A 21417-nucleotide genomic window follows, 5' to 3' on the forward strand; every position below is an offset into this window, starting at 1 on the left:
ACTTGAAACCAATCCATCCCCGACATTACACACCCTCGCTTAATTCTTTTTCTTTTAACTGACCGCACGCCGCACTGATATCGAGCCCTTTGGAATCACGGATAGTACACAATACTCCGTGTTTGATCAGATACTCCTGAAATGCCACCATATCCGCGCGCGTCGGACGCTGATAATCAGACCCCTCATACGGGTTAAAAAAGATCAGATTCACTTTTGCCTTGATCCCGTGAAGAAGTTTGACCAATTTTTTTGCCGAAATCAAATCGTCATTTTTATTTTTGATGACGAGATATTCAAACATCACCCGTTTACGGGTGTCAATCGGAAACCGTTTTACCGCATCAATAATCGAAGCGATGTTATAGGCTTTATTCATAGGAATGAGTTCAGACCGTAGTTCATCATCGACAGCGTGGAGCGAGATGGCGATATGAACCCCTAAATCCATCTGCCCCAGTTTGTCGATCTTCGAACTCAATCCGCTGGTAGAGACGGTTTGGCGTTTTCCTGAAATCGACAGCCCCTCTTCATCTTTAAGAATCGTGATCGCTTTCGCGAGATTCTCAAGATTATCAAGCGGCTCCCCCATCCCCATATAGACGATATTAAGACGGCGATGAGCGGCAAGGCCGTTATCCATCTTCACCGCTAATACTTGCGCCACGATCTCTCCCGCACTCAGGTCACGGGTAAAGCCCCCTTTAGCTGTTAAACAGAATGAGCACCCCACTTTACACCCCACCTGCGTCGAGACACAAACGGTAAAACGGGCCTCGTGCTCGATGTTCCCCTCTTCATCGATGGACTCATCTTTCATCTTGAGCCACACGGTTTCAACCGTTTTGCCGTCACTCAGTTCGAAGAGATATTTGATCGTTCCATCGTTGGAGCACTCTTTTCGAGCGATTTTCAGGGGCATAATTTCATAGGTTTGATCTAATTCTTCGCGCATCGCTTTAGGGAGATTCGCCATTGTTTCAAAACTCGTCGCATATTGGTGGTAAATCCACCCCCAAATCTGTTTGGCACGAAACGAGGGTTTCACCATGGAAGCGAGTTCCGCTTTGGTGTAATCCAAAATAGATTTTTTAGCCATGGATCAACCCTTTTTCTTTCAAATGTTCACGCAACAGCACTTTAGCAAACCCGTGATTAGCGATAAAATCTCGGTGGGCATTCGTATCGCAGTAATTGGTGATGCAAAAGACCCCGCCTGCAGGGATGCCGAAAACCTGCGCCACTCGCATTACCGTGAAAAATTCCATATTTTCAATCCCCATCCCCAAAACTCTCATTTGCTCCATCGCCCGCTCACTCGTCGTGATGTAGTTCGAGGAGTTAACGATAACATCTTTGACATTTTCCGTTTGTGCAGAGACGACGTTGTCAATCGGCGTATAGGCACTTTTATCCAAAAAGCCTAACTCGATGTTAGCCGCTGTTTTAGACTCGATGATCTCGTTTATTTTGTGTTCACCGTAACTTCCAGCACTCCCGACGAAGAGGAGAAATTCGGGCTTGTGAACCAAACAATGGCGGGTGAGATTGATTGCACTGTCGATCAGCCCCACCCCTATCGGTGTCGCAAAATCAAACGTTTCATTGTTACCGGCGCAAAGAATCATAATCGTACCGGAATCCCGTTAGCCGATAGATAGCGTTTGAGATCCAAAATATCGATCTCTTTGTAATGGAAAATACTCGCCGCCAATGCCGCATCGGCACCGTGCTCAAATGCTTCGCGGATATGTTCCATCGTCCCCGCACCGCCGCTGGCGATCACGGGGACGTTGACGGCGCGGCTGATCTGCTCGGTAATAGAGAGATCAAATCCTGCTTTGGTACCGTCGGCATCCATCGAAGTGAGGAGAATTTCCCCCGCACCACGATCCACAACCTCTTTTGCCCACTCAAAGGCATTAATCCCCGTATCGACCCGACCGCCGTTGAGATAGACGTTGTATTGATCCCCTGTTTTTTTCACATCGATGGCGACAACAATACACTGAGAACCGAACCGCTTTGCCCCCTCGTTGATAAACTCAGGACGTTTGATCGCTGCAGAGTTGATACTCACTTTGTCACACCCGACGGCAAGAAGTTTGTAAATATCATCAAGGACTCGTATTCCTCCCCCGACCGTAAGAGGGATAAAAACCTCTCTCGCCACCTGTTCGACGATATGAACAATCGTGTCACGCTCTTCATGGGATGCGGTAATATCGAGGAACGTCAGTTCATCCGCCCCCTCTTCGTTGTACCGTTTTGCCACTTCGACGGGGTCTCCGGCATCTTTTAGACCGACGAAATTAACACCCTTTACGACACGGCCGTCTTTCACATCCAAACAAGGAATGATCCGTTTTGCAAAAAAATTATCCATTATTTACCTTGAATACTATCATTATGTAAGTATAACTTCGATTACCAAAAGTAACGATAAAGGGGGGCAATTTATTTTTTAATAGATGATTTACTCTTTATTGGGTACAATAGTTGTAATGCAACAAGATCGTGCCAAAATTGCCAAGAAGAAATTTGGCCAAAATTTTCTAAAAGATGAAGCTGTTTTAGCTCAAATCATCCAATCGATGCCCGATACCCCTCATCGTATCGCTGAAATCGGGCCTGGATTAGGTGATTTAACTAAGTATTTAGTTGATGTCAAAAGTGTTACCGCTTTTGAGGTCGATACCGACTTGTGCAAGCATTTGAAGCACCAATTTGCCGATGCTATCAGTACCAATACTCTTGAGCTCCGTTGCGGAGATGTGTTAGAGCATTGGAAGAGTGAGCTTTTGGATGAACCGTACGATTTAGTGGCAAATTTGCCCTATTATATCGCGACCAATATCATCCTAAAAGCCCTCGCCGATCCGGCGTGCCGAAACTTGCTTGTCATGATACAGCGTGAAGTGGCAGAGAAATTCTCTGCCGCACCTGGAGAGAGAGCTTTTGGAGCGCTCAGCGTAATTACGCAGAGTGTAGGTGAAGCGGAGATCGTGTTACACGTTCCCCCCACCGCATTCGAGCCAGCTCCCAAAGTCGATTCGTGCGTACTGCTCATTTCTAAACGCACAAATCGTAATGATGAAGGGTTTGAAGACTTTTTACGAACGGCCTTTACACAGCCCCGTAAAACCCTCCACAAAAATCTCTCCTCACGCTATGATGGAACTTCTCTGATTGAAGCGTTTGAAACGCTTGAGTTGGAGCGATCCATCCGACCTCATCAGCTTGACACCTCTGACTTTCACCGGCTCTACACCCTTATAAAATAATTTTTTTTAGGGTATTTTAGAGCATCCAAACATAACAATACATACATTTAACGCCCTCGTGCGTACAGAAGGAAACACTATGTCCGATGAACAAACAGAAGCCCCAGCACAGCCCCAAGGTGAGAATCGTCAACGCCGAAATAACCGCCGTCCTTTCCGCAGTCGCAATGCAAATGCTCCAGTAGGTACAGATGCAGCAACTGCGGAGCGTCCTAATACTGAAGCTCGCGAAGATAACAGACCTCCGCGTCAAGACAACCGTCCTCCACGCACCGATAACAGACCTCCGCGTACTGACAATCGCCCACCGCGTACTGATAACCGTCCTCCGCGCCAAGACAATCGTCCACCGCGTACCGATCGTCCTGAGGGGGCAGAAAATACTGCAACGGATGCTGAACCTAATCGCGGCGGTCGTGATCGCGGTCGCGGCGGTCGCCGTGGAAGCCCAAGTACACCGATTGACAACAATTTGCGTGACTTTGTCCTCAAAAATCAAGACGCACATAAAAATCGTCTTAACCCACACTTTAAACTTAATCTCGATAATAATGAAAAAGTCCGCATTACTCCACTAGGAGGACTCGGAGAGATCGGTGGGAATATCACCGTTATTGAAACCGAAAATGAAGCGATTATTATCGATATCGGGATGAGTTTTCCGGATGAAGAGATGCATGGTGTTGATATCCTTGTTCCTGATTTCACCTACTTGCGCGAAATTCGTAAAAAGATCGTAGCTGTTATTATCACTCACGCCCATGAAGACCACATCGGCGGCGTACCGTACCTTTTCAAAGAGATGCAATTTCCGATTTACGGAACACCATTGCCGCTTGCCATGATCGGTAACAAATTCGACGAGCACCATATGCGTGATTTCCGCCGCTATTTCAATCCGATCGTTAAGCGTCAAGTCTACCGTATCGGAAACGATTTTGATATCGAATGGATGCATATGACCCACTCGATCATCGATTCATCCTCTTTGGCGATTACTACCAAAGCGGGTACGATTATCCATACGGGTGACTTTAAAATCGACTTTACTCCGGTAGATGGCTATACGGCCGATATCCACCGCCTTGCCCATTACGGTGAAAAAGGGGTTTTATGTCTCCTTTCCGATTCAACCAACTCCTACAATAAAGAGTGGACACCGAGTGAGCTTACCGTTGCTCCGGGGTTTGACCGTATCTTCTCAAAATCAGAAGGTCGTATCATCATGTCGACATTCAGCTCAAATATCCACCGTGTCTATCAAGCGATTTTAGCTGGTGTCAAATACAACCGTAAGGTATGTGTTATCGGCCGTTCTATGGAACGTAACCTCGAAGTGTGTATGCAATACGATTACATTAAACTTCCGAAAAATATCTTCATCGATGCCGAAGAGGCAAACCGTATGAGTGATAAAGATGTATTGATCGTCACCACGGGAAGTCAGGGAGAACCGAGTTCAGCCCTTTTCCGTATGGCAATCGGTGAACATCGCCATATCAAAATCAAACCGACCGATTTGATCGTCCTCTCTGCCCGTGCAATTCCTGGGAATGAGGGTTCAATTTCGGGGATGCTCAATTATCTCCAACGTGCGGGTGCACGCGTTGCTAATGATCGTGATATCCATGTATCGGGACATGCGAGCTTGGAAGAGCAAAAATTAATGCTTCGCCTCACTAATCCTAAATTCTTTCTTCCGGTTCACGGTGAATACAACCACATCATGAAGCACAAAGATACCGCAATTGCTTGTGGCGTTCCTGAACGTAACATCCTCCTTATGAGTGATGGCGACTCTATCGAAGTCAACAGTAAAATGATGCGTAAAGTTAAAACCGTTAAAACTGGTAAAACCTATATCGATAACCAAAACAATCATCAGATTGAAGACGATATCGTTATCGATCGCCAGAAAATGGCATCAGAGGGAATGGTTATGTTGGTGGCTCAAGTGAGTGCCGCAGAATCACGTCTCCTCTCCAAACCTCTCGTAACGAGCTTCGGACTCGTAGCCGATCGCAACGACAAAGCGTTTGCCCAAGAGATGGAAGATGTACTAGAGCACTTCTTGATCAACCTCAAACCGGGGCTTATCGAGAATCCTAAAGCGATAGAGAATGATTTGCGTCAAGTGGTACGTAAACATATCTACCGCAAAATGAAAAAATATCCTCTTATCGTTCCTCACGTATTTGTTATGTAAGGTGTGCTTCCGCACACCTTACTCTCCGTTTTTAAACTCTTCTTCGCTATACTCTCTCAAACTCTAACAAAGATACTGCCATGAAAGTAACCCTACATCACTATACACCACTTGTAATTTGTTCCGATGCTATCCGAACGTGTTGGCAAAGTTTTGATAAAAGCGATAACGGCGGCGAAGTAGACCGCGCCCTTATCGATCGTGTCGGCAATAAATTCAAGCATGCCTCCACGCTGGAACATATCGTCTATAACTTCTACGTAGAGGGGGTCAGCCGTGCATTGCTCCAAGAACTCGCACGACACCGAATGGCCTCATTAAGCGTCAAAAGTACCCGGTATACCCTCAAAGAGCTCAAAGACGAAGAACCTTTTAGTATCGATCATCAAGAGCGTGCGGAAAAATATCTCGTTATGAGCGGCGTAGAGATGGTGGATGAAATGAGCATCAGAGCCCTTGAAAACCTTCGTGCCGTATTAGTTGCAGGGATCAGTAACGATCGTGCAAAATACTGTCTTCCTGAGAGCTATAAGACGGAGCTTACGTGGTCGATTAACGCCCGAAGCTTACAGAACTTTATTTCGTTGCGCAGCGATAAAGCAGCTCTGTGGGAAATTCGTGATTTGGCTAAAATAATCTATGAATCACTTCCGCAAGATCATCGTTACCTATTCGAAAATTCACTCAAAGAGGATCATCACTCATGAAAAAAATTCTATTTCTTACCCTTACTGCCGCAACACTCCTTATCAGCGGATGCGCTCAAAAACAAATGTCATTCAATGGAATGATCTGCCCTGCAGGAAAAACTGAAGATCTCATCAAAGCCGATTTTCAAGAGTGCCGCTATTATGATCTAAAAGCCGCAACAGAAGCATCAAAAGCTCCGATTACCGTAGAATGCCAACAATGTTTGGAAAACAAAGGGTATAAAATCGAGCAATAAATTAGTATTCCTTCGGGAATAGTAGAGAGTTATTTACGGTTTTAAAAATGGTTGAGAAGAAATATGTGAGGATAAGACCCTTTCGGGCCCTATTATTTAGAGTGCTGCTTTAGCTAGAGCGGTGAGGGCAGTAAATGCCGCTGCGTCGTTCATTGCCATATCAGCAAGGATTTTGCGATCAAGTTCGATGTTGGCACGTTTAAGGCCGTTCATGAATACTGAGTAGCTCATTCCGTTTAAGCGACAAGCCGCATTAATACGGATAATCCACAATTTACGGAATTCACGTTTTTTCTGTTTACGGTCACGGAACGCGTATACGAGTGAGCGCTCGAGTTGCTCTTTCGCTTTACGGAAATGTTTGTGGCGTGCACTGTAGAAACCACGTGCGAGTTTCAATACTTTTTTATGACGTCTGCGTCTTACGACACCAGTTTTTACTCTTGGCATTTTTTTCCTTTCTTGACCCGGTTCACTTCAAATATAAATGACGGGGTGCCGCTATGCGGACTTGCCCAGCAATAGCGCTGGAGGGTTAATAGGTTTTAGCCTACGATCATCTTTTTGATGTTTTTAACATCAACAGCTGCAACCACTTTTGGTGCATTTTGCCCGCGACGAGTTCCTGCATCTTGTTTAGTCAAAATATGACTACGGAATGCAGAACCACGTTTAACAGTGCCGTTTTTCTTTACTTTGAAGCGTTTAACCGCCCCTTTTACTGATTTCATTTTTGGCATCGGCTTGATCCTTTCGCAAAAATTCTCTAAACGAGACGCGGATTATACCATAAAAAAGCTTATTACTGATTGATACTAGATAAAGATACCCATGCAAATGCATGAGCATAAAGAGGAAAAGCGAGAGTTACTTTTTATCGTCTTTTTTCGGATGGACCATCATATTACAATAGCGCCCTTCCATGGCAGGTGTTTTATACATCATACCGATATCTTCAACCATTGGCCAAACACGCTGGAGAACAGCAACTGCGGCTTCAGGATGTGCCATCTCACGTCCGCGTAAGAATACGCGAAAATGGACATGTTTCCCCTCTTCGAGGAACTCACGGGCATGTTTTACTTTATAGCTAACATCGTTTTCAGCAATTTTTACCGAAAGCTTGATCTCTTTGACCTCAACTTTGGTTTGCTTTTTACGTGCCTCTTTTTTCTTTTTCTCTTCTTGATAATGAAACTTACCGTAGTCCATGATCTTCGCGACCGGAGGTTTTGCATCCGGAGAGATCAATACGAGGTCAAGCCCCAGTTCGTTGGCTTTAGCCATAGCCTCTTGAATCGTAATGATCCCTAATGCTTCACCACCATCTACTACACAACGTACCTCAGGAACGCGGATATCCTCGTTCATTTGGACTCGGTCTTGTTTCTTAATCAAAAATGTACCTCATTAATTTTTTGTTTTACCATTGCGAGGAAATCCTCTTCGCTCAGGTTGTATTGCTCGCGTGATCTGCGATCACGTACGGCAATACTTTTGTTGTTTACCTCTTCATCGCCCAAGACGATGATCATCGGCACACGTCCTTTTTCCGCTGTACGAATCCGTTTATTGAGACTTTCATTTTTATCGAAAATTTCAAAATCGGCACCCAAATCGATCAGTTTATCGGCCAATTCACGTGCGTACGCTTCGTGTGTAGGGGCAATCGGAACGATCGCGACCTGCGTCGGAGCGATAAACATTGGGAACTCCCCAGCGTAATGCTCCGTCAATATACCAACAAATCGCTCAAAAGAACCTAAAATTGCACGATGAATCATTACCGGCTGTATTTTAACGTTCTCTTCGCCGTTGTATTCGAGTTCAAAACGCATCGGAAGGTTGAAGTCGAGTTGGATCGTACCGCACTGCCATTCACGTCCGATAGCATCGGTGATCTTGATATCGATTTTAGGACCGTAAAACGCTCCGCCCCCCTCATCGATCTCATACGCTAGGTTATTTTTGTCCATCGCCGTCTTAAGTGCGTTGGTTGAAATCTCCCATACCGCGTCATCCCCGACCGCTTTTTCAGGCTTGGTCGAGATCATCATTTTGTAGTTAAACTCAAATGTTTTCATGATTTTATCAACGAAGTCAACCACTTCGATAATCTGTTGCTCAATCTGATCGGCCGTACAGAAGATATGAGCATCGTCTTGAGTAAATTCACGTACACGGAACAATCCGTGAAGTGCACCCGTCATCTCATGACGATGAACGACCCCGTATTCGAAATATTTGAGAGGAAGGTCACGGTAAGAGTGCAAATCATGCTCGTACACTTTGATATGACCGACACAGTTCATCGGTTTAACCCCGAATTCGAGTTCATCAATGTTGGTGAAATACATATTTTCACCGTAGTTTTGATAATGCCCCGACACTTTCCATAAATCGCTTCTGAGCATCTCAGGGCCGCGTACCGGCTCATACCCACGTTTGCGGTGTGCTTTGAAAAGCAATTGCTCCAAACGTGAGCGCATACGTGCACCCGCAGGGAGCCAAATAGGGAATCCCGCACCGACCTCTTCACGGAACGTAAAGAGTTTCATCTCGGCACCGATTTTACGGTGGTCACGTTTTTCCGCTTCCGCCATTTGATCAAGATACGCTTTGAGGGATTCTTTATCGGCAAATGCGATACCGTAAATACGGGTAAGCATCTCGTTTTTACTATCACCACCGAGATACGCACCGGAGATTTTGGTCAATTTGAAATAACGGATCAAACCAACACTCGGTAAATGAGGCCCTCGGCAAAGATCTTCAAACTCGCCTTGTTTATAGATCGTTACGGTTTCGGATGGAATACGATCCATAACCGCTTGTTTCAAATGATCATTTGCAAATTTTGCGCGAGCTTCCTCTTTCGTGATTTCGTATCGGGTAATCTTCTCTTTGCCTTTGGCAATATCGAGCATCTTTTTCTCGATCGTTTTAAGATCTTCTTCATTTAACGTCTCATTGACTTTAAAATCGTAATAGAAGCCCTCTTTAACCGTCGGACCGACGAAAAATTTAGCATCGGTATAGAGTGCTTTGATCGCTTCTGCCATCAAGTGCGCACAAGAGTGGCGAAGAACTTCGAGAGAATCGGGAGAATTATCGTAAACGATCTCTTCACCCGTAATTCCAAGTGCTTCTGCCGTTTGTAAATCGATTATTTGATCATCATGCTTAAGTGCAATAATATCCATAAGGGTGTCCCTCGTTGAGAAAATATCGCGGATTATACGGGATTGTTGATTGGTTTACGATTAAATAAATAAATTTTGAGGAAAATTAAGGAGAAATGGTGGTCCCAACAGGACTCGAACCTGTGACCACTACCTTGTCGAGGTAGTGCTCTACCAACTGAGCTATAAGACCATCACGATTAATGCAAGAGCGAAATTATATCCGCGTGGAAGTTAAAAGACACTTAACTCTTACACGACTGCGGACGAAAGTTTAAAATCAATAACCATACTACGGCGACATCGATCATCACATCGGCTGCGTTAAAGACAGCGAAGTTAAATCCGCAATGCCAATAGACGTAATCGACAACCCCTCCGTGGATAAAGCGATCATACACATTTGAAAAGCCCGCACCTACCATGATACCGACCGGAAGGATAAAACAGTTCTTTCTGAGCCAAAGGGTATACCCGATCACTCCCGCTAAAAGGACAATCTGAATCCATTTAAGCGCCTCTTCCAAAAAGGCGAACATGGAAAAGGCTACGCCGCGATTGTACACGAGGATAAGATCGATACACTCGGTGTAATAGCGAAATCCCTCAACAAAAATCCATTTGATGTTTTGATCGACGATGAAAACGCCCAGCGCCGCTAAAATGAGAATAATAGAGGATTTAAGCATTCAACGCTTTCTCGAAAAAGCTGACCAGTTTTTCCATAGCTCGCTCCATCACTTTGCCATCTTTCCCCTCTAAGAGAATACGGAGTTTATTCTCCGTACCCGAATATCGGATCAGATGACGCATGTGCTGGGATTCTACCGCTTCAAGTTCGGTTGAGAGACCCTCGATTTGATCGAGCGGTTTTTTCACTTTTACTTTAATATTGACCAGTTTTTGAGGATAGAGGCTAAAGGGACGGAGCACTTTGCTCGCTTTCTCTCCCGTAGTAAGAAGGAGTGCCAAGATTTGAAGAGCGCTCACCAATCCATCACCTGTTTTGGCGTAATCGTGCATAATAATATGACCGCTTTGCTCTCCCCCGAAGTTAATACCGTTTTCACGCATCACTTCCAATACGTATTTATCGCCGACATTTGAGCGAAAGAGTTTAAGACCATTCTCACTCATCGTATCCTCGAGTGCTTGATTGCTCATAACGGTAGCGACGATTCCGTCCCCTTTGAGCTGTCCGCTTTGGTGTAAAAAGAGCCCTAATGCCCCTAAAATCTGATCACCGTCTACTTCATCTCCGTTTTCATCAACAACGATAAGGCGGTCGGCGTCTCCATCAAGGGCAAGCCCTATATCGGCGCGATACTGTTTCACCGCTTCACGCAGATCTTTGGTATGAAGCGCTCCGCACCCCTCATTGATGTTAAATCCGTTGGGCTTGTCGTGCAATACGATTACTTCAGCCCCAAGCTCTTCAAGTACGGTCGGCCCTACTTTATACCCCGCACCGTTGGCGGTATCTAAAACGATACGAAGCCCTTGAAGGGTAAAATCACGGCAGAACGAATTTTTGAGCTGAACGATATAGCGACCGATTACGTCATCGATCCGTTTTGCGCTACCGATCTTTTTCCCTGTCACTTGCCCCTCTTCAAGACGGGCCTTATTATGGGCTATCGCTTCGATTTGTGCTTCGATATCTTCGGAAAGCTTATTTCCGTGGGCATCAAAAAATTTAATTCCGTTGTCTTCATACGGATTATGGCTTGCAGAGATCATAATCCCCGCATCACAACGCATATTTTCCGTCAAAAATGCGATGGCAGGGGTAGGCATCGGACCAATTTGCACCACATCGTATCCCACTGCGGTGAGTCCGGTGACAATTGCATTTTCGATCATATAACCGCTTCGTCGAGTATCTTTTCCCACTAAAATCTTTTTGGTTCGTGAGTGGGCACTAAAATAAATACCTGCCGCCATCGCTACCCGCATCGCCAATTCTGCCGTTAAAAATGAGCCCGCTTCTCCGCGTACTCCGTCGGTTCCAAAAAGTTTCATAAAATTTTCTTCCTTTTAGAAATTAGTTTTTCTTTTTTATTTCAGATTCTATAAATTTTAACTTAAATTTAATTCTCTTTAAGGTAGTATTCTACCCTAAAAAAAATTCGACAAGGATAAATGCCATGGCAAACCATAAGTCAGCATTAAAACGTATCCGTCAGACGGAAAAGCGCACTGAGCGTAACCGATTCTATCGTACACGTATTAAAAACATTGTTAAAGCAGTTCGTACTGCCGTTGAAGCCGGAAACAAAGATGAAGCGAAAGCTGCTCTTGTTATCGCTAACGCTAACCTTCATAAATATGTCAGCAAAGGTGTCTTGAAAAAAGAGACTGCTGCACGTAAAGTTAGCCGTCTTCACCTCGCTGTTAACGCTATAGCAGCTTAAGCCTAACCCTTCGGGGTAGCTTTCCTTCTTTTATTTTCTCAAAACGCCTCTTTTAGGACACACCCATGTTATCCGACAAACTTACCCCTTTTATCAACCGTTACAACGAATTGACCGAACTTCTCAGTTCTCCCGATATCGGCAATGACATCAAACGGATGACCGATCTCTCAAAAGAACAATCAGCAATCCAAGCTATTGTCACCAAAGCAACCGAATACAAAAAACTCCTTGACGATATCGAAGAGAATAAATCACTCGCGTTTGACGCGGAGCTCGGGGAGCTTGCCAAAGAGGAGATTAGGACACTTGAACCGCTCGTTGCACCGCTCGAAGAGGAGATCAAAAAGCTCCTTATCCCTTCTGATCCGAACGATAAGCGAAATATTTATATCGAACTACGTGCCGGTACGGGTGGAGATGAAGCGGCAATTTTTGTCGGCGATTTGTTTAATGCCTATGTCCGTTATGCGGATGTTAAGGGGTGGAAAATCGAGCTTATGAGTACCAGTCCCTCTGATGCAGGGGGCTTTAAAGAGATTATCGCCCTTATCAAAGGGGAACAGGTTTATTCACGGCTCAAATACGAAGCGGGAACCCACCGTGTTCAGCGTGTCCCTGCAACGGAATCCCAAGGACGGGTTCACACCTCCGCCATTACCGTCGCCGTGATGCCCGAAGTGGATGATGTTGAGATCAATATCAATGAAAGCGATCTTAAAATTGACGTAATGCGCTCAAGCGGATGCGGCGGGCAAAGTGTCAATACGACCGACTCCGCCGTACGGATTACCCATATCCCAAGCGGTATCGTCGTCAACAACCAAGACGAAAAATCGCAGCATAAAAATAAAGATAAAGCGATGAAGATCCTCAAAGCCCGTTTGTATGAGATGCAGATGCAAGAGGCAAAAGAGAAAGAGATGAATGAGCGTAAAGAGCAAGTGGGAACGGGGGATCGTTCAGGGCGTATCCGAACGTACAACTACCCTCAAAACCGTATCTCCGATCACCGCATCACCCTCACCCTCTATCGTCTTGAAGAGATTATGCAGGGGGGATTGATGGATGATATTATCGATCCCCTTATCGCGGATGCTCAGGCACAGATTATGGAGAGAGCCGGACTATAAAAAAATCGCAAGCGATTTTGGGCTTCCTGCCGAAGGAAACCCAGTGTTAACGTAGCCAATCGGGACGCGTTCCGATGGCGTTTAAAATCTCCAGTACGTCTCGAAAACCCCTTTGACTTCCCCTTTGAACGTAATCGTCCCCTCTTCTAACCCAAGATAGAGAGTCTCTCCGCTTTTCGGATAGACACGAGCATTCTCGGTAACCAAATTCTCAATCGATGCACGATAAAAACATGCCGCCATTCCCGTTCCGCACGCTAACGTCTCATCTTCAACACCGCGTTCATAGGTTCGTACCCGCATACTTCCATCCGCATTCACCGTTGCGATGTTCACATTGGCATTGTACTTGTGACGAAGCTCGCGCGCCATCGCAATATCAAAATGTTCCATACCGGCATCAAAAGTGACCAAATGAGGAACCCCCGTATCGATCAGCCACCATCGCATCTCATGCTCTAAAATGGCATCATTAATAACAAGCGGAGGGGTCAAATCGCTTTGAACCATATCTCCCTCGATGGAAGCTTTTATCAGCCCCGCACCCGTTAAGAACTCCATCTTCTCCTCTGCTAATCCAAAACGATGTGCATAATGGGCGCACGCTCGGCTTCCGTTTCCGCACATCGACGCGGTAGAGCCGTCGGCATTATAGAATTCCCATTCAAAATCGTGGCTCTCATGAGGGATCAGCACAATCAGACCATCGGCTCCGATACCGTTTTGACGATCGCAGAGAGTTCGGGCAAGGCCTGAACGATCCGCTCCATGAAATGTATGAAAGATAACGAAATCGTTGCCGCTGGCACAGTATTTAGCGATTTGAAGCATGGGGTAACCCTTTGGATTGATAATAGCGGTAATTATACCTTAGGAGCGGGATAGAGTAATTTAATAGTATCGACAAACTCTTCACACTCTTGTTGCAAATGTTTGAGGTTTAAAGAGTTGTCAATGACCCAAGTAGCACGAGATTTTTTTTCATCTATATCCATCTGACTCTCGATACGTCGCAAGGACTCTTCTTCGGAAAAACCGTTGCGCTTCATAAACCGCTCCAACTGTAGTGCTTTGGGTGTATAAACAACGACGGAATTTTTGATCGGATAGGATGATGTCTCAAAAAAGAGGGGAATATCGATCAGATAGGGATATTTGAGGCGATCTTGTTTTTCACTTTGCTCTTCGATGGCGGCACGGATTTTCGGATGGAGAAAACTTTCCAACTCTTTTTTCGCTTCCGGATCGGCAAAAATCTTTTTTCCCAAAAGGGGACGATTGACTTTCGAACCGCTAAGGAATTCTGCACCGAAATGTTCGACTACCCAAGCGCTATTTTCATCCAAAATACGGTGCGCTATCGTATCGGCATCGATAATACGAAGACCGTTTAAGCCCAATAAAGAGGCGACAGTACTTTTCCCGGTCGCGATCCCCCCCGTGAGTGCTATAGCGTATTCGAACGCCATTAGTTGCGGATGATGCCCAAATAATTTTTGCGAATATATTGCGGCATGGCAAATGCGGCGATATGGACGTCGCAGTTATAATAGTGATGCCCTTCCAATAAATCACTACGCTGCAAAATTAGATCGGCAGTCGGATGGTACTCTTTGGAACATAGAAGCAATGTTGAACCGTCTTCCAAATGGTATGGCATAATAATTTTGAAATAGTTCCCCAAAATCTGCATTAAATTTGTATTCGCGGTGACATCATTCAAATCAGGGTGGTTGCACACCATCAGAGCATCTTCTTTCAAAAGTCGATTGATATGAGCGAATACCGCACCATCATCACTTAACGTATCCAAAAGTAACACGTCCACACTCTTGTCACTGCCTCCGCGCAATGCTCCAAGAAGATCATCGGCTCCCGCATACTCTGCATCTGTTTCACGATAACGTCCCATTTCTATTTTAAGGGGATCGGGCTGATGGGTGAGAACCATAACGGAACGGGGACTTTTATGGGTACACATCGCAACGTGTACCATCATTTCAGGTGTGATAAATGTTTTCATTAAGTGTTTCTCTTCTCATTTGTTTGGGGAATTTTTCAGCGATTGTAACACGCAGAGATTAAAACGCATTGAATATTCCATTTCGTATACAAAGATTAAAGAAAAGGAGAAAAATATTCGTTATAATTTAGTCAAATTTATATCACAAACTGGAGTTGTCAAATGTGTGCTGAAAAAATCCAACGTTTTTTGATGGCAATGGTATTGACCGTTGCTCTGTTTTTATTTGCCGATGGACAAATGCTCTACGCCATGATCCTTCAAACCCTTGTGATCGTTATGGTGATCGTATGGGCTTTATTTGATTTCTGCCCTTCATTATGGGTTTTCAAAAAAGTTTTCGGATCTTGTTACGAAAAATAAACTTCCCCTAACTCTCCCTTCGTTATAATTCCCTCATTACAACAGATGAGGGACTTCATGAGTCAAATCAGCTATAAAGATGCCGGTGTCGATATCGATGCGGGTAACAGTTTTGTCGAAAACATCAAACCACTTGTTAAGTCAACAGCTATTCCCGGTGTACTCGGCGGAATCGGTTCATTCGCAGGGGCATTTGAGCTTCCGAGCGGGTACCGTGAACCGGTCATGCTCGCGGCAACAGACGGGGTCGGTACAAAACTCAAACTCGCTATCGATTCGGGTATTCACAACACGGTCGGGATCGATTTGGTCGCGATGTGTGTCAATGATTTGATCTGTAATTTCGGAACACCCTCATTTTTCCTCGATTATTATGCGACCGGAAAACTCGATGTCACTGCCGCAACGGCAGTTGTCAGCGGTATTGCGGAGGGGTGCCGTCAAGCTGAATGTGCCCTTATCGGCGGTGAAACGGCTGAGATGCCGGGAATGTATCACAGCGATGATTACGATCTGGCGGGATTTGCCGTCGGTATCGGCGAAAAAAGTGAACTTGACCGCTCTGATAAAGTAGAAGCGGGTGATATCCTCATCGCATTACCGAGTTCAGGACTCCACTCTAACGGATTCTCATTGGCACGTAAAGTGTTGTTTGAAAAAATGGGGATGAAGTTCGAAGACGAATTCGAAGGAAAACCTTTGATCGAAACTCTTTTGACTCCGACACGCATCTACGTCAAAACATTTAAAGCGCTCAAAGATAAAATCCAGGCTCTCGCCCACATCACGGGTGGCGGAATCGTCGAAAACTTCCCACGTGTCCTCCCTGAGGGGTTACGTGCGGTTATCACCGAATCCTCTATCCGTGTTCTTCCTATCTTCGAATTGATCGGTCAGCACGTTGAGCGTCACGAGATGTTCCGTGCGTTCAATATGGGGGTCGGAATGATCCTTGTCGTCAAAGAAGCGGACGTTGCCGATGTATTAGCGTCAACGGACGGATACGTTATCGGTCATCTCGAAGCAGGCAAACGCGAAGCGGTACTCGTTTAATCTGATGTTACACACTAAAACGGATACATCCGTTTTAGTGGCAGGGACAAATGTCCCTACAACCCCCTACAGTTTATTTTTCTAACCCTCTCTCCCGTATAACTCATTATATAACTCCATCGCATACCGATCCGACATACTCGCGATATAGTCACTGATAACACGATGGGTATTGCGTCGATCACACTGCTCCAAATAATAACGCGGCAACATCTTCGGCTCTTCCATCAGAGCATTAAACAATCCGATAATCGCCTGTTTTCCCGCAAACATTTTACGCATAATGTGTTTGTGCTGATAGAGTTCCTGATAGAGAAGCTTTTTGAGTTTTTTGATCTGCGTTTCTAATGCAGGTTCAAACCCGATAACGATAGGTTCCGATGCAGGTATAACCGAAGCTAACACACGGCTGTTATCGATTTTATCACGGGAGTGTTCAAGGAGCGAGTAGACGAGATGGTTGATAAGGTGGGAGCTAAAACGGTAACGAAACATCTCGTCTTCATCTTCATGAATCCCCTCATCGTACACTTTTTGCAAAATGGTCTGAATCAGTTCGGAGGATTGGAGAGTTTCAAAGCTAATCAATCCCGAAGCAACCCCGTCATCAATATCGTGGCTGATATAAGCGATCTCATCGGCACGATCCACGATCATCGCTTCGATGCTGGGATGGGTATCGAGAGCAAATGCGTCTCGTATCTCTTGGGGTAAAAATGATTTGTTATACGGATAGGAATGCTTTAGTATCCCCTCCAATGTCGCATAGGTGAGGTTAAGTCCTAAAAATGCCTTATAGCGCTGTTCCAGTTTAGTCACCACCCGAAAGCTTTGGAAATTATGCTCAAATCCGCTCTCAAATCCGCGTTCCTTCAAACAAACATCAAGAGTATCGCCACCGATATGGCCAAAAGGGGTATGCCCCAAATCATGGGAAAGGGCGATGCTCTCGGCTAGTGATTCTTCGAGTCCCAAATGAGAGGCAATGGAGCGGGCGATTTGGCTCACCTCGATGCTATGGGTAAGACGGGTACGAAAAAAATCCCCCTGAGAATTCAAAAACACCTGCGTTTTATACTCAAGACGGCGAAAACTCCCCGAGTGGATAATACGGTCACGGTCACGGGCATACGGAGAGCGAAAATCATCACTGATCGGATAAAAACGTTGATGTGAGAGCACGAAAACCCTTTTTAAAATTATGATATGCCATTATATCGTGACTCTTTACACAAAATTAACACTTCTTTTCTACAATGGTGTTTCGATTCTCCTTCGATAGTTTGACCGAAACGCTCCTCCTTCGTGTTTCGGTTTTCTATACTCCCGTCTCTTGAATAATCATCCTCTTAGACCCGATGATACTAATACTTAAGCTATCTTTGGTACAATTTCACTCTCTCAAAAAATGGACAGCTGGCCGAGTGGTCGATGGCGCACGCCTGGAACGCGTGTGTAGGGCAACCTACCTAGAGTTCGAATCTCTAGCTGTCCGCCATTACATCTTGAATTTCCCCTATTTATACATCAACAAAAATACACTTTTTCTATACCATCATCAGTGCCGTAGCAGCAAATGCACCTATCGAAATCAGGTAATACATTACAACCAGTCGGAAAAGTCCCATTTTTCCAAAAAAGAGAACCAATGCCGCTTTCGTAAAGCTATTACTAACAATAGCAATCAAAATAGCGTATTGTGCCGTCGTGGGATTAAGCGAGTTACGTGCCAATGAAGAGAGGGAGAGGATAATCGCATCAACATCGGCGATTCCTGAAACGAAAGCGACTGTGTATACCCCCATATCACCGATATAGCGATTGGAAAGGGAGATAAGTGCGAGGGTAACCCCAAACACAATTCCCATTATGAGCGCTTCTTTAAGATCAAACGGATTTTTAAATTCGATGTTTTGGGGGATATTTTCTTTTTTTGAGGTGAAATAGAGCATGGCAATGTACCCATACCCTGCGAGCGATCCTACAGCAATCGGAATAAGAAAGGGGCGCGTCAAGGAAGGATTGATAACCCACATCTCGATTCCCGCACGGATAAGCATCATCGACGAGGCCAGAGCAATCCCCAGCGCAAGATTTTTCACTAAAAGCCCATTTTCATGTACTTTGCGCGCCATACTCATCGCCACCGCCGTCGAAGAGACCAAACCGCCGAAGAGTCCGGCAACCCCTATTCCATGGGTAGCACCTAAAATACGGATGGCGATGTACCCAAAAAAAGAGATCCCCGCGACTAAGACCACCATAATCCAAATCCGATACAAATTGACAAGCCCCATAGAGTCGATCGCTCTATCAGGGAGAATCGGAAGAATGACGAAAGTCATGATCAAAAACAAAATCGCAGCACTGAGATCTTTTTTGGTAATGGTTTGTTCATACTCTTTGACGGTATCTTTTATGTTAAGGACGAAAAGGACAATTATCGTGATAAATACCGCAAATATGGGAAGAGAAAAACTGAGAATCCCCCCAATGACAAATGTCACGAGTGCGGCAAATTCGGTTGTTGCCCCTTTTTCAGCGATCGAAACACTGTTGACGATATAGGCGGCAATGAGCAATAACCCGATAACGACAGCGGAAATGAGGAAAAAGTAGGGGAAAAACGTACTGCTCCATGCGGATAAGTATCCAAAGAGGGCGATCATCGAAAAGGTTCTAGCCCCTCCGAAATCTTGAACTTTGTGCGAATAGATAGTGTGCATTTCCCTCTGCAAACCGATCAAAAATCCTAAAACCAAAGAGAGAATACTATTTTGGATAAATAACGGGTCCATGCCACCATCCCATCGCACAATTTTAATCCATTATAGCGTTAGAGTGGTAAAAAAAATCCTTTAGATTTGTTCGAACCGCTTCCCATGAGAGAGGGTATATCGGTAGAGTTTATAGGCTTTTATCAGGTTAATGAGCAAAAGAGTGAACATTGCCGCACCAATGAGAGCAGAAAGTGCAAAAAATTCTATATAAAATACTCCGACAATAGACGTAAATGAGGTAAGTATGAAAAGGGTAAACACCCCTTTCGCCCGAGATTGCGGAATGATATTGGACATAAGGGGAGTATCCATATACCCTGCTGAATTCAGGTGAAACCACACTAAAAAAGGGACTATTTTCCCCATCATCCCTAAAATAACAGCTAACGCAAAGAGGCCGAAGGCGATGAGTGAAATACTTTGAGATTGGGGATACCCATTCGACAAAGAGACCATATGTGCCACAACGGCCAATGAAAGCAAAATTATCCCCGAACTCCAAAACCAAATACTCACATCACTAACACGCCGTTTTCGCATCTTTAATCGCTTTGCCGTGGTGGTGACAAAACCGATCAATAACGCCCCTATGACAAGATCAAACACCCAAACATAAGGGAGGGTAGTGAAAAGCCAAATGATTTTGAGAAACAGTGAAACGGCAATAACCTTGAAAGCGTTGCGTTTGCACCAAGGGCTGTAGGGTGTTGAAACATAGAACATCTCGACCACTTGAAACGCTACCGCAATGATAAGTATGGCAATCCATCCGACAAGCCCCAGCGAATAGTGTACGGATCGGATGACAGCATGGAATGCACTAAAAGAGAGGTTGGCATATTCGCTCGCCATAACAATTCCCAAAATAGCGGTGAGGGAGAGGGCGATAAGAGCAAGCCGCATTCCTCGAAGCGTATCGTGGGGTGTACCGACGAAGAGCAAAGGGAGGATGAGCGTGGCAACATAGAGAATCGATCCGCCTAAAAATACCGATGCAATAATAAAAAGTTCAGGGGTTCCCAATACAAATGCGCCAGAGAGGGAAAGTACCCCGATCACCAAGAACAGATGGATTAAAAATGCGTTACCCAAAACAGAAGGGATAGGACGTCCGCCTAAAACACTTTGCATCTGAAACAATGCTCCGAACATACTCATGGTGATGATTCCTAAAAACATCACATGGATAGCTGCGAGGGAAATTGGATGGGTTGGCGTCAACACGTCGTGAGGATAAAAAAATACAATCAAAGCGAGCAGTATCCCGAATACGGGAACCGTAAAAAAGAAACGCAAGACTACCGAAATAGGGGGAGCCTGATCGAGTGAAAGTCCGTTATACATGGGTGTGCTCCAACTCTAGGGTTGAACTGCGGGTGATATAGATATGCCAAAGGTTTTCCCCTTCCATGACACTTAGATATCGACCGCCGTTTTTCGTAATAATCTCAAAAAGGGGGATCGGTTCACGTCGGTGAATCATATGGATCACCTCATCACCCGTAAGTTTTTTAAATGCCGCCACCGCCATCTCCAAGGGAACGGGGTGATCGAGTTCACGGGTGTCAAGGAGGATCATTTCTCCATGTCCTTTAGGGTTTGAATCATCAATGCACCGTCATCACCTAATGTACGGTCAATCATAGGATAGAGCATCTGTTCCTCTTTCATATTGTGCTGCTGGAGCATAATCATCATAGATTCACCGATTCCAAAGAAATCATCAGTGCGATTTTCTAACAACGCCAAACGCATTGATTCAAGCTGACTGCGAAGCTGTTGGTGTTCATAGCGCATCATTTGAGTCGGCCCCCCCATCATCCCTGTCCGTTTTTCAAAGGTAAGAAAGAGCTCGCGCTCCTCCATATCAAAATGGTGATTGGTAGCGCGATAAAACAACTCAAATAGTTCTTTAGCTTCCTCTGTTTTTTTTGCCGCTAGCGCATTTTCAGCTTCGCTGTAAAAATGGTCGCACGCTCGATGATCATCTCGCATAAATTCTAAAATCATAGCTCTTCCTTTAAGGGGTTTGT

General features: G+C 45.1%; 25 protein-coding genes and 2 tRNA genes. 9 read left to right on the forward strand and 18 right to left on the reverse strand.

What is annotated here, in order from left to right; genetic code table 11:
- Positions 1-25 precede the first annotated feature (25 nt).
- The 3 genes from rlmN to hisF are packed head-to-tail and all read right to left on the reverse strand — an operon-like array spanning position 26 to position 2386.
- Positions 26-1099 (reverse strand): 23S rRNA (adenine(2503)-C(2))-methyltransferase RlmN, encoded by a 1074-nt coding sequence (gene rlmN / locus Q8O20_RS02845; RefSeq protein WP_305529893.1) that lies wholly within the window; start codon positions 1097-1099, stop codon positions 26-28.
- Positions 1092-1628: a purine-nucleoside phosphorylase gene (locus tag Q8O20_RS02850; protein WP_305529894.1), complete on the reverse strand. Its 537-nt coding sequence runs from the start codon at positions 1626-1628 to the stop codon at positions 1092-1094. Before Q8O20_RS02850 ends, rlmN begins: the two co-directional genes overlap by 8 nt.
- Complete coding sequence (gene hisF / locus Q8O20_RS02855; protein ID WP_305529895.1) at positions 1625-2386, reverse strand: imidazole glycerol phosphate synthase subunit HisF; 762 nt, start codon at positions 2384-2386, stop codon at positions 1625-1627. The genes Q8O20_RS02850 and hisF overlap by 4 nt, the downstream gene beginning before the upstream one ends.
- Positions 2387-2504: 118 nt before the next feature.
- On the opposite strand from hisF, the gene rsmA reads away from it, so the two are divergent.
- The 4 genes from rsmA (at position 2505) to Q8O20_RS02875 (ending at position 6436) form a co-directional block, all read left to right on the forward strand.
- A complete protein-coding gene (gene rsmA / locus Q8O20_RS02860; protein ID WP_305529896.1) occupies positions 2505-3284 on the forward strand; it encodes a 16S rRNA (adenine(1518)-N(6)/adenine(1519)-N(6))-dimethyltransferase RsmA in 780 nt (259 codons plus the stop codon).
- A gap of 79 nt (positions 3285-3363) precedes the next feature.
- On the forward strand, positions 3364-5490 hold the full coding sequence (locus Q8O20_RS02865) for a ribonuclease J (protein WP_305529897.1): 2127 nt from the start codon (positions 3364-3366) through the stop codon (positions 5488-5490).
- Between the two features lie 80 nt (positions 5491-5570).
- The gene (gene thyX, locus Q8O20_RS02870; RefSeq protein WP_305529898.1) at positions 5571-6197 is read left to right on the forward strand and encodes an FAD-dependent thymidylate synthase; all 627 of its coding nucleotides are present in this window, start codon (positions 5571-5573) and stop codon (positions 6195-6197) included.
- Positions 6194-6436, forward strand: coding sequence for a hypothetical protein (locus tag Q8O20_RS02875; RefSeq protein ID WP_305529899.1), 243 nt, complete (start codon positions 6194-6196; stop codon positions 6434-6436). Before thyX ends, Q8O20_RS02875 begins: the two co-directional genes overlap by 4 nt.
- A 96-nt stretch (positions 6437-6532) precedes the next feature.
- Here Q8O20_RS02875 and rplT read toward each other — a convergent pair whose 3' ends face one another.
- The 7 genes from rplT to glmM form a co-directional block, all read right to left on the reverse strand.
- Entirely contained in the window at positions 6533-6886 is a 354-nt protein-coding gene (rplT, locus tag Q8O20_RS02880) for a 50S ribosomal protein L20 (protein ID WP_299971032.1), read from the reverse strand.
- 95 nt (positions 6887-6981) lie between these two features.
- Complete coding sequence (gene rpmI, locus Q8O20_RS02885; protein WP_295052717.1) at positions 6982-7176, reverse strand: 50S ribosomal protein L35; 195 nt, start codon at positions 7174-7176, stop codon at positions 6982-6984.
- Positions 7177-7303: 127 nt separating this feature from the next.
- A complete protein-coding gene (gene infC / locus Q8O20_RS02890; RefSeq protein WP_304737927.1) occupies positions 7304-7831 on the reverse strand; it encodes a translation initiation factor IF-3 in 528 nt (175 codons plus the stop codon).
- Entirely contained in the window at positions 7831-9639 is a 1809-nt protein-coding gene (thrS, locus tag Q8O20_RS02895) for a threonine--tRNA ligase (RefSeq protein ID WP_299988527.1), read from the reverse strand. The genes infC and thrS overlap by 1 nt, the downstream gene beginning before the upstream one ends.
- Before the next feature lie 96 nt (positions 9640-9735).
- A tRNA-Val gene (locus Q8O20_RS02900) sits at positions 9736-9811 on the reverse strand.
- 52 nt (positions 9812-9863) lie between these two features.
- A complete protein-coding gene (gene lspA / locus Q8O20_RS02905) occupies positions 9864-10307 on the reverse strand; it encodes a signal peptidase II (protein ID WP_305529900.1) in 444 nt (147 codons plus the stop codon).
- Positions 10300-11640: a phosphoglucosamine mutase gene (glmM, locus tag Q8O20_RS02910; protein ID WP_305529901.1), complete on the reverse strand. Its 1341-nt coding sequence runs from the start codon at positions 11638-11640 to the stop codon at positions 10300-10302. The genes lspA and glmM overlap by 8 nt, the downstream gene beginning before the upstream one ends.
- A 125-nt stretch (positions 11641-11765) precedes the next feature.
- Here glmM and rpsT point away from each other — a divergent pair, with 125 nt between their 5' ends.
- Together rpsT and prfA are read left to right on the forward strand one after the other, a co-directional pair.
- Positions 11766-12032, forward strand: coding sequence for a 30S ribosomal protein S20 (gene rpsT, locus Q8O20_RS02915; protein WP_299988519.1), 267 nt, complete (start codon positions 11766-11768; stop codon positions 12030-12032).
- Positions 12033-12097: 65 nt separating this feature from the next.
- Positions 12098-13165, forward strand: a complete 1068-nt coding sequence (gene prfA / locus Q8O20_RS02920; protein WP_305529902.1) for a peptide chain release factor 1 — start codon at positions 12098-12100, stop codon at positions 13163-13165.
- An 81-nt stretch (positions 13166-13246) separates the two neighbouring features.
- Here prfA and dapF read toward each other — a convergent pair whose 3' ends face one another.
- Genes dapF through Q8O20_RS02935 form a run of 3 tightly spaced genes read right to left on the reverse strand, consistent with a single transcriptional unit; the run spans position 13247 to position 15188 of the window.
- The gene (gene dapF / locus Q8O20_RS02925; protein WP_305529903.1) at positions 13247-13996 is read right to left on the reverse strand and encodes a diaminopimelate epimerase; all 750 of its coding nucleotides are present in this window, start codon (positions 13994-13996) and stop codon (positions 13247-13249) included.
- A 32-nt stretch (positions 13997-14028) separates the two neighbouring features.
- Entirely contained in the window at positions 14029-14634 is a 606-nt protein-coding gene (gene coaE / locus Q8O20_RS02930) for a dephospho-CoA kinase (protein WP_305529904.1), read from the reverse strand.
- Positions 14634-15188, reverse strand: coding sequence for a spermidine synthase (locus tag Q8O20_RS02935; RefSeq protein WP_305529905.1), 555 nt, complete (start codon positions 15186-15188; stop codon positions 14634-14636). Before Q8O20_RS02935 ends, coaE begins: the two co-directional genes overlap by 1 nt.
- A gap of 162 nt (positions 15189-15350) precedes the next feature.
- Here Q8O20_RS02935 and Q8O20_RS02940 point away from each other — a divergent pair, with 162 nt between their 5' ends.
- Entirely contained in the window at positions 15351-15551 is a 201-nt protein-coding gene (locus Q8O20_RS02940; RefSeq protein WP_305529906.1) for a phosphoribosylaminoimidazole synthetase, read from the forward strand.
- Positions 15552-15608: 57 nt separating this feature from the next.
- Entirely contained in the window at positions 15609-16604 is a 996-nt protein-coding gene (purM, locus tag Q8O20_RS02945) for a phosphoribosylformylglycinamidine cyclo-ligase (protein WP_305529907.1), read from the forward strand.
- 81 nt (positions 16605-16685) lie between these two features.
- Here the strand turns inward: purM and Q8O20_RS02950 are convergent, their stop codons facing one another.
- Positions 16686-17786, reverse strand: coding sequence for a deoxyguanosinetriphosphate triphosphohydrolase (locus Q8O20_RS02950; RefSeq protein WP_305529908.1), 1101 nt, complete (start codon positions 17784-17786; stop codon positions 16686-16688).
- 228 nt (positions 17787-18014) lie between these two features.
- On the opposite strand from Q8O20_RS02950, the gene Q8O20_RS02955 reads away from it, so the two are divergent.
- A tRNA-Ser gene (locus tag Q8O20_RS02955) sits at positions 18015-18102 on the forward strand.
- Between the two features lie 49 nt (positions 18103-18151).
- Here Q8O20_RS02955 and Q8O20_RS02960 read toward each other — a convergent pair.
- Genes Q8O20_RS02960 through Q8O20_RS02975 form a run of 4 tightly spaced genes read right to left on the reverse strand, consistent with a single transcriptional unit; the run spans position 18152 to position 21394 of the window.
- The gene (locus Q8O20_RS02960) at positions 18152-19402 is read right to left on the reverse strand and encodes an MgtC/SapB family protein (RefSeq protein WP_305529909.1); all 1251 of its coding nucleotides are present in this window, start codon (positions 19400-19402) and stop codon (positions 18152-18154) included.
- A 60-nt stretch (positions 19403-19462) separates the two neighbouring features.
- A complete protein-coding gene (locus tag Q8O20_RS02965; RefSeq protein ID WP_305529910.1) occupies positions 19463-20728 on the reverse strand; it encodes a hypothetical protein in 1266 nt (421 codons plus the stop codon).
- Positions 20721-20963 carry a DUF2249 domain-containing protein gene (locus Q8O20_RS02970; protein ID WP_304742467.1) on the reverse strand — a complete coding sequence of 81 codons (243 nt, stop codon included), beginning with the start codon at positions 20961-20963 and terminating at the stop codon, positions 20721-20723. Before Q8O20_RS02970 ends, Q8O20_RS02965 begins: the two co-directional genes overlap by 8 nt.
- Positions 20960-21394, reverse strand: coding sequence for a hemerythrin domain-containing protein (locus Q8O20_RS02975; protein ID WP_305529911.1), 435 nt, complete (start codon positions 21392-21394; stop codon positions 20960-20962). The genes Q8O20_RS02970 and Q8O20_RS02975 overlap by 4 nt, the downstream gene beginning before the upstream one ends.
- Positions 21395-21417 lie beyond the last annotated feature (23 nt).

It is taken from the genome of Sulfuricurvum sp. (assembly GCF_030691015.1).
Classification (GTDB): Bacteria; Campylobacterota; Campylobacteria; order Campylobacterales; family Sulfurimonadaceae; genus Sulfuricurvum.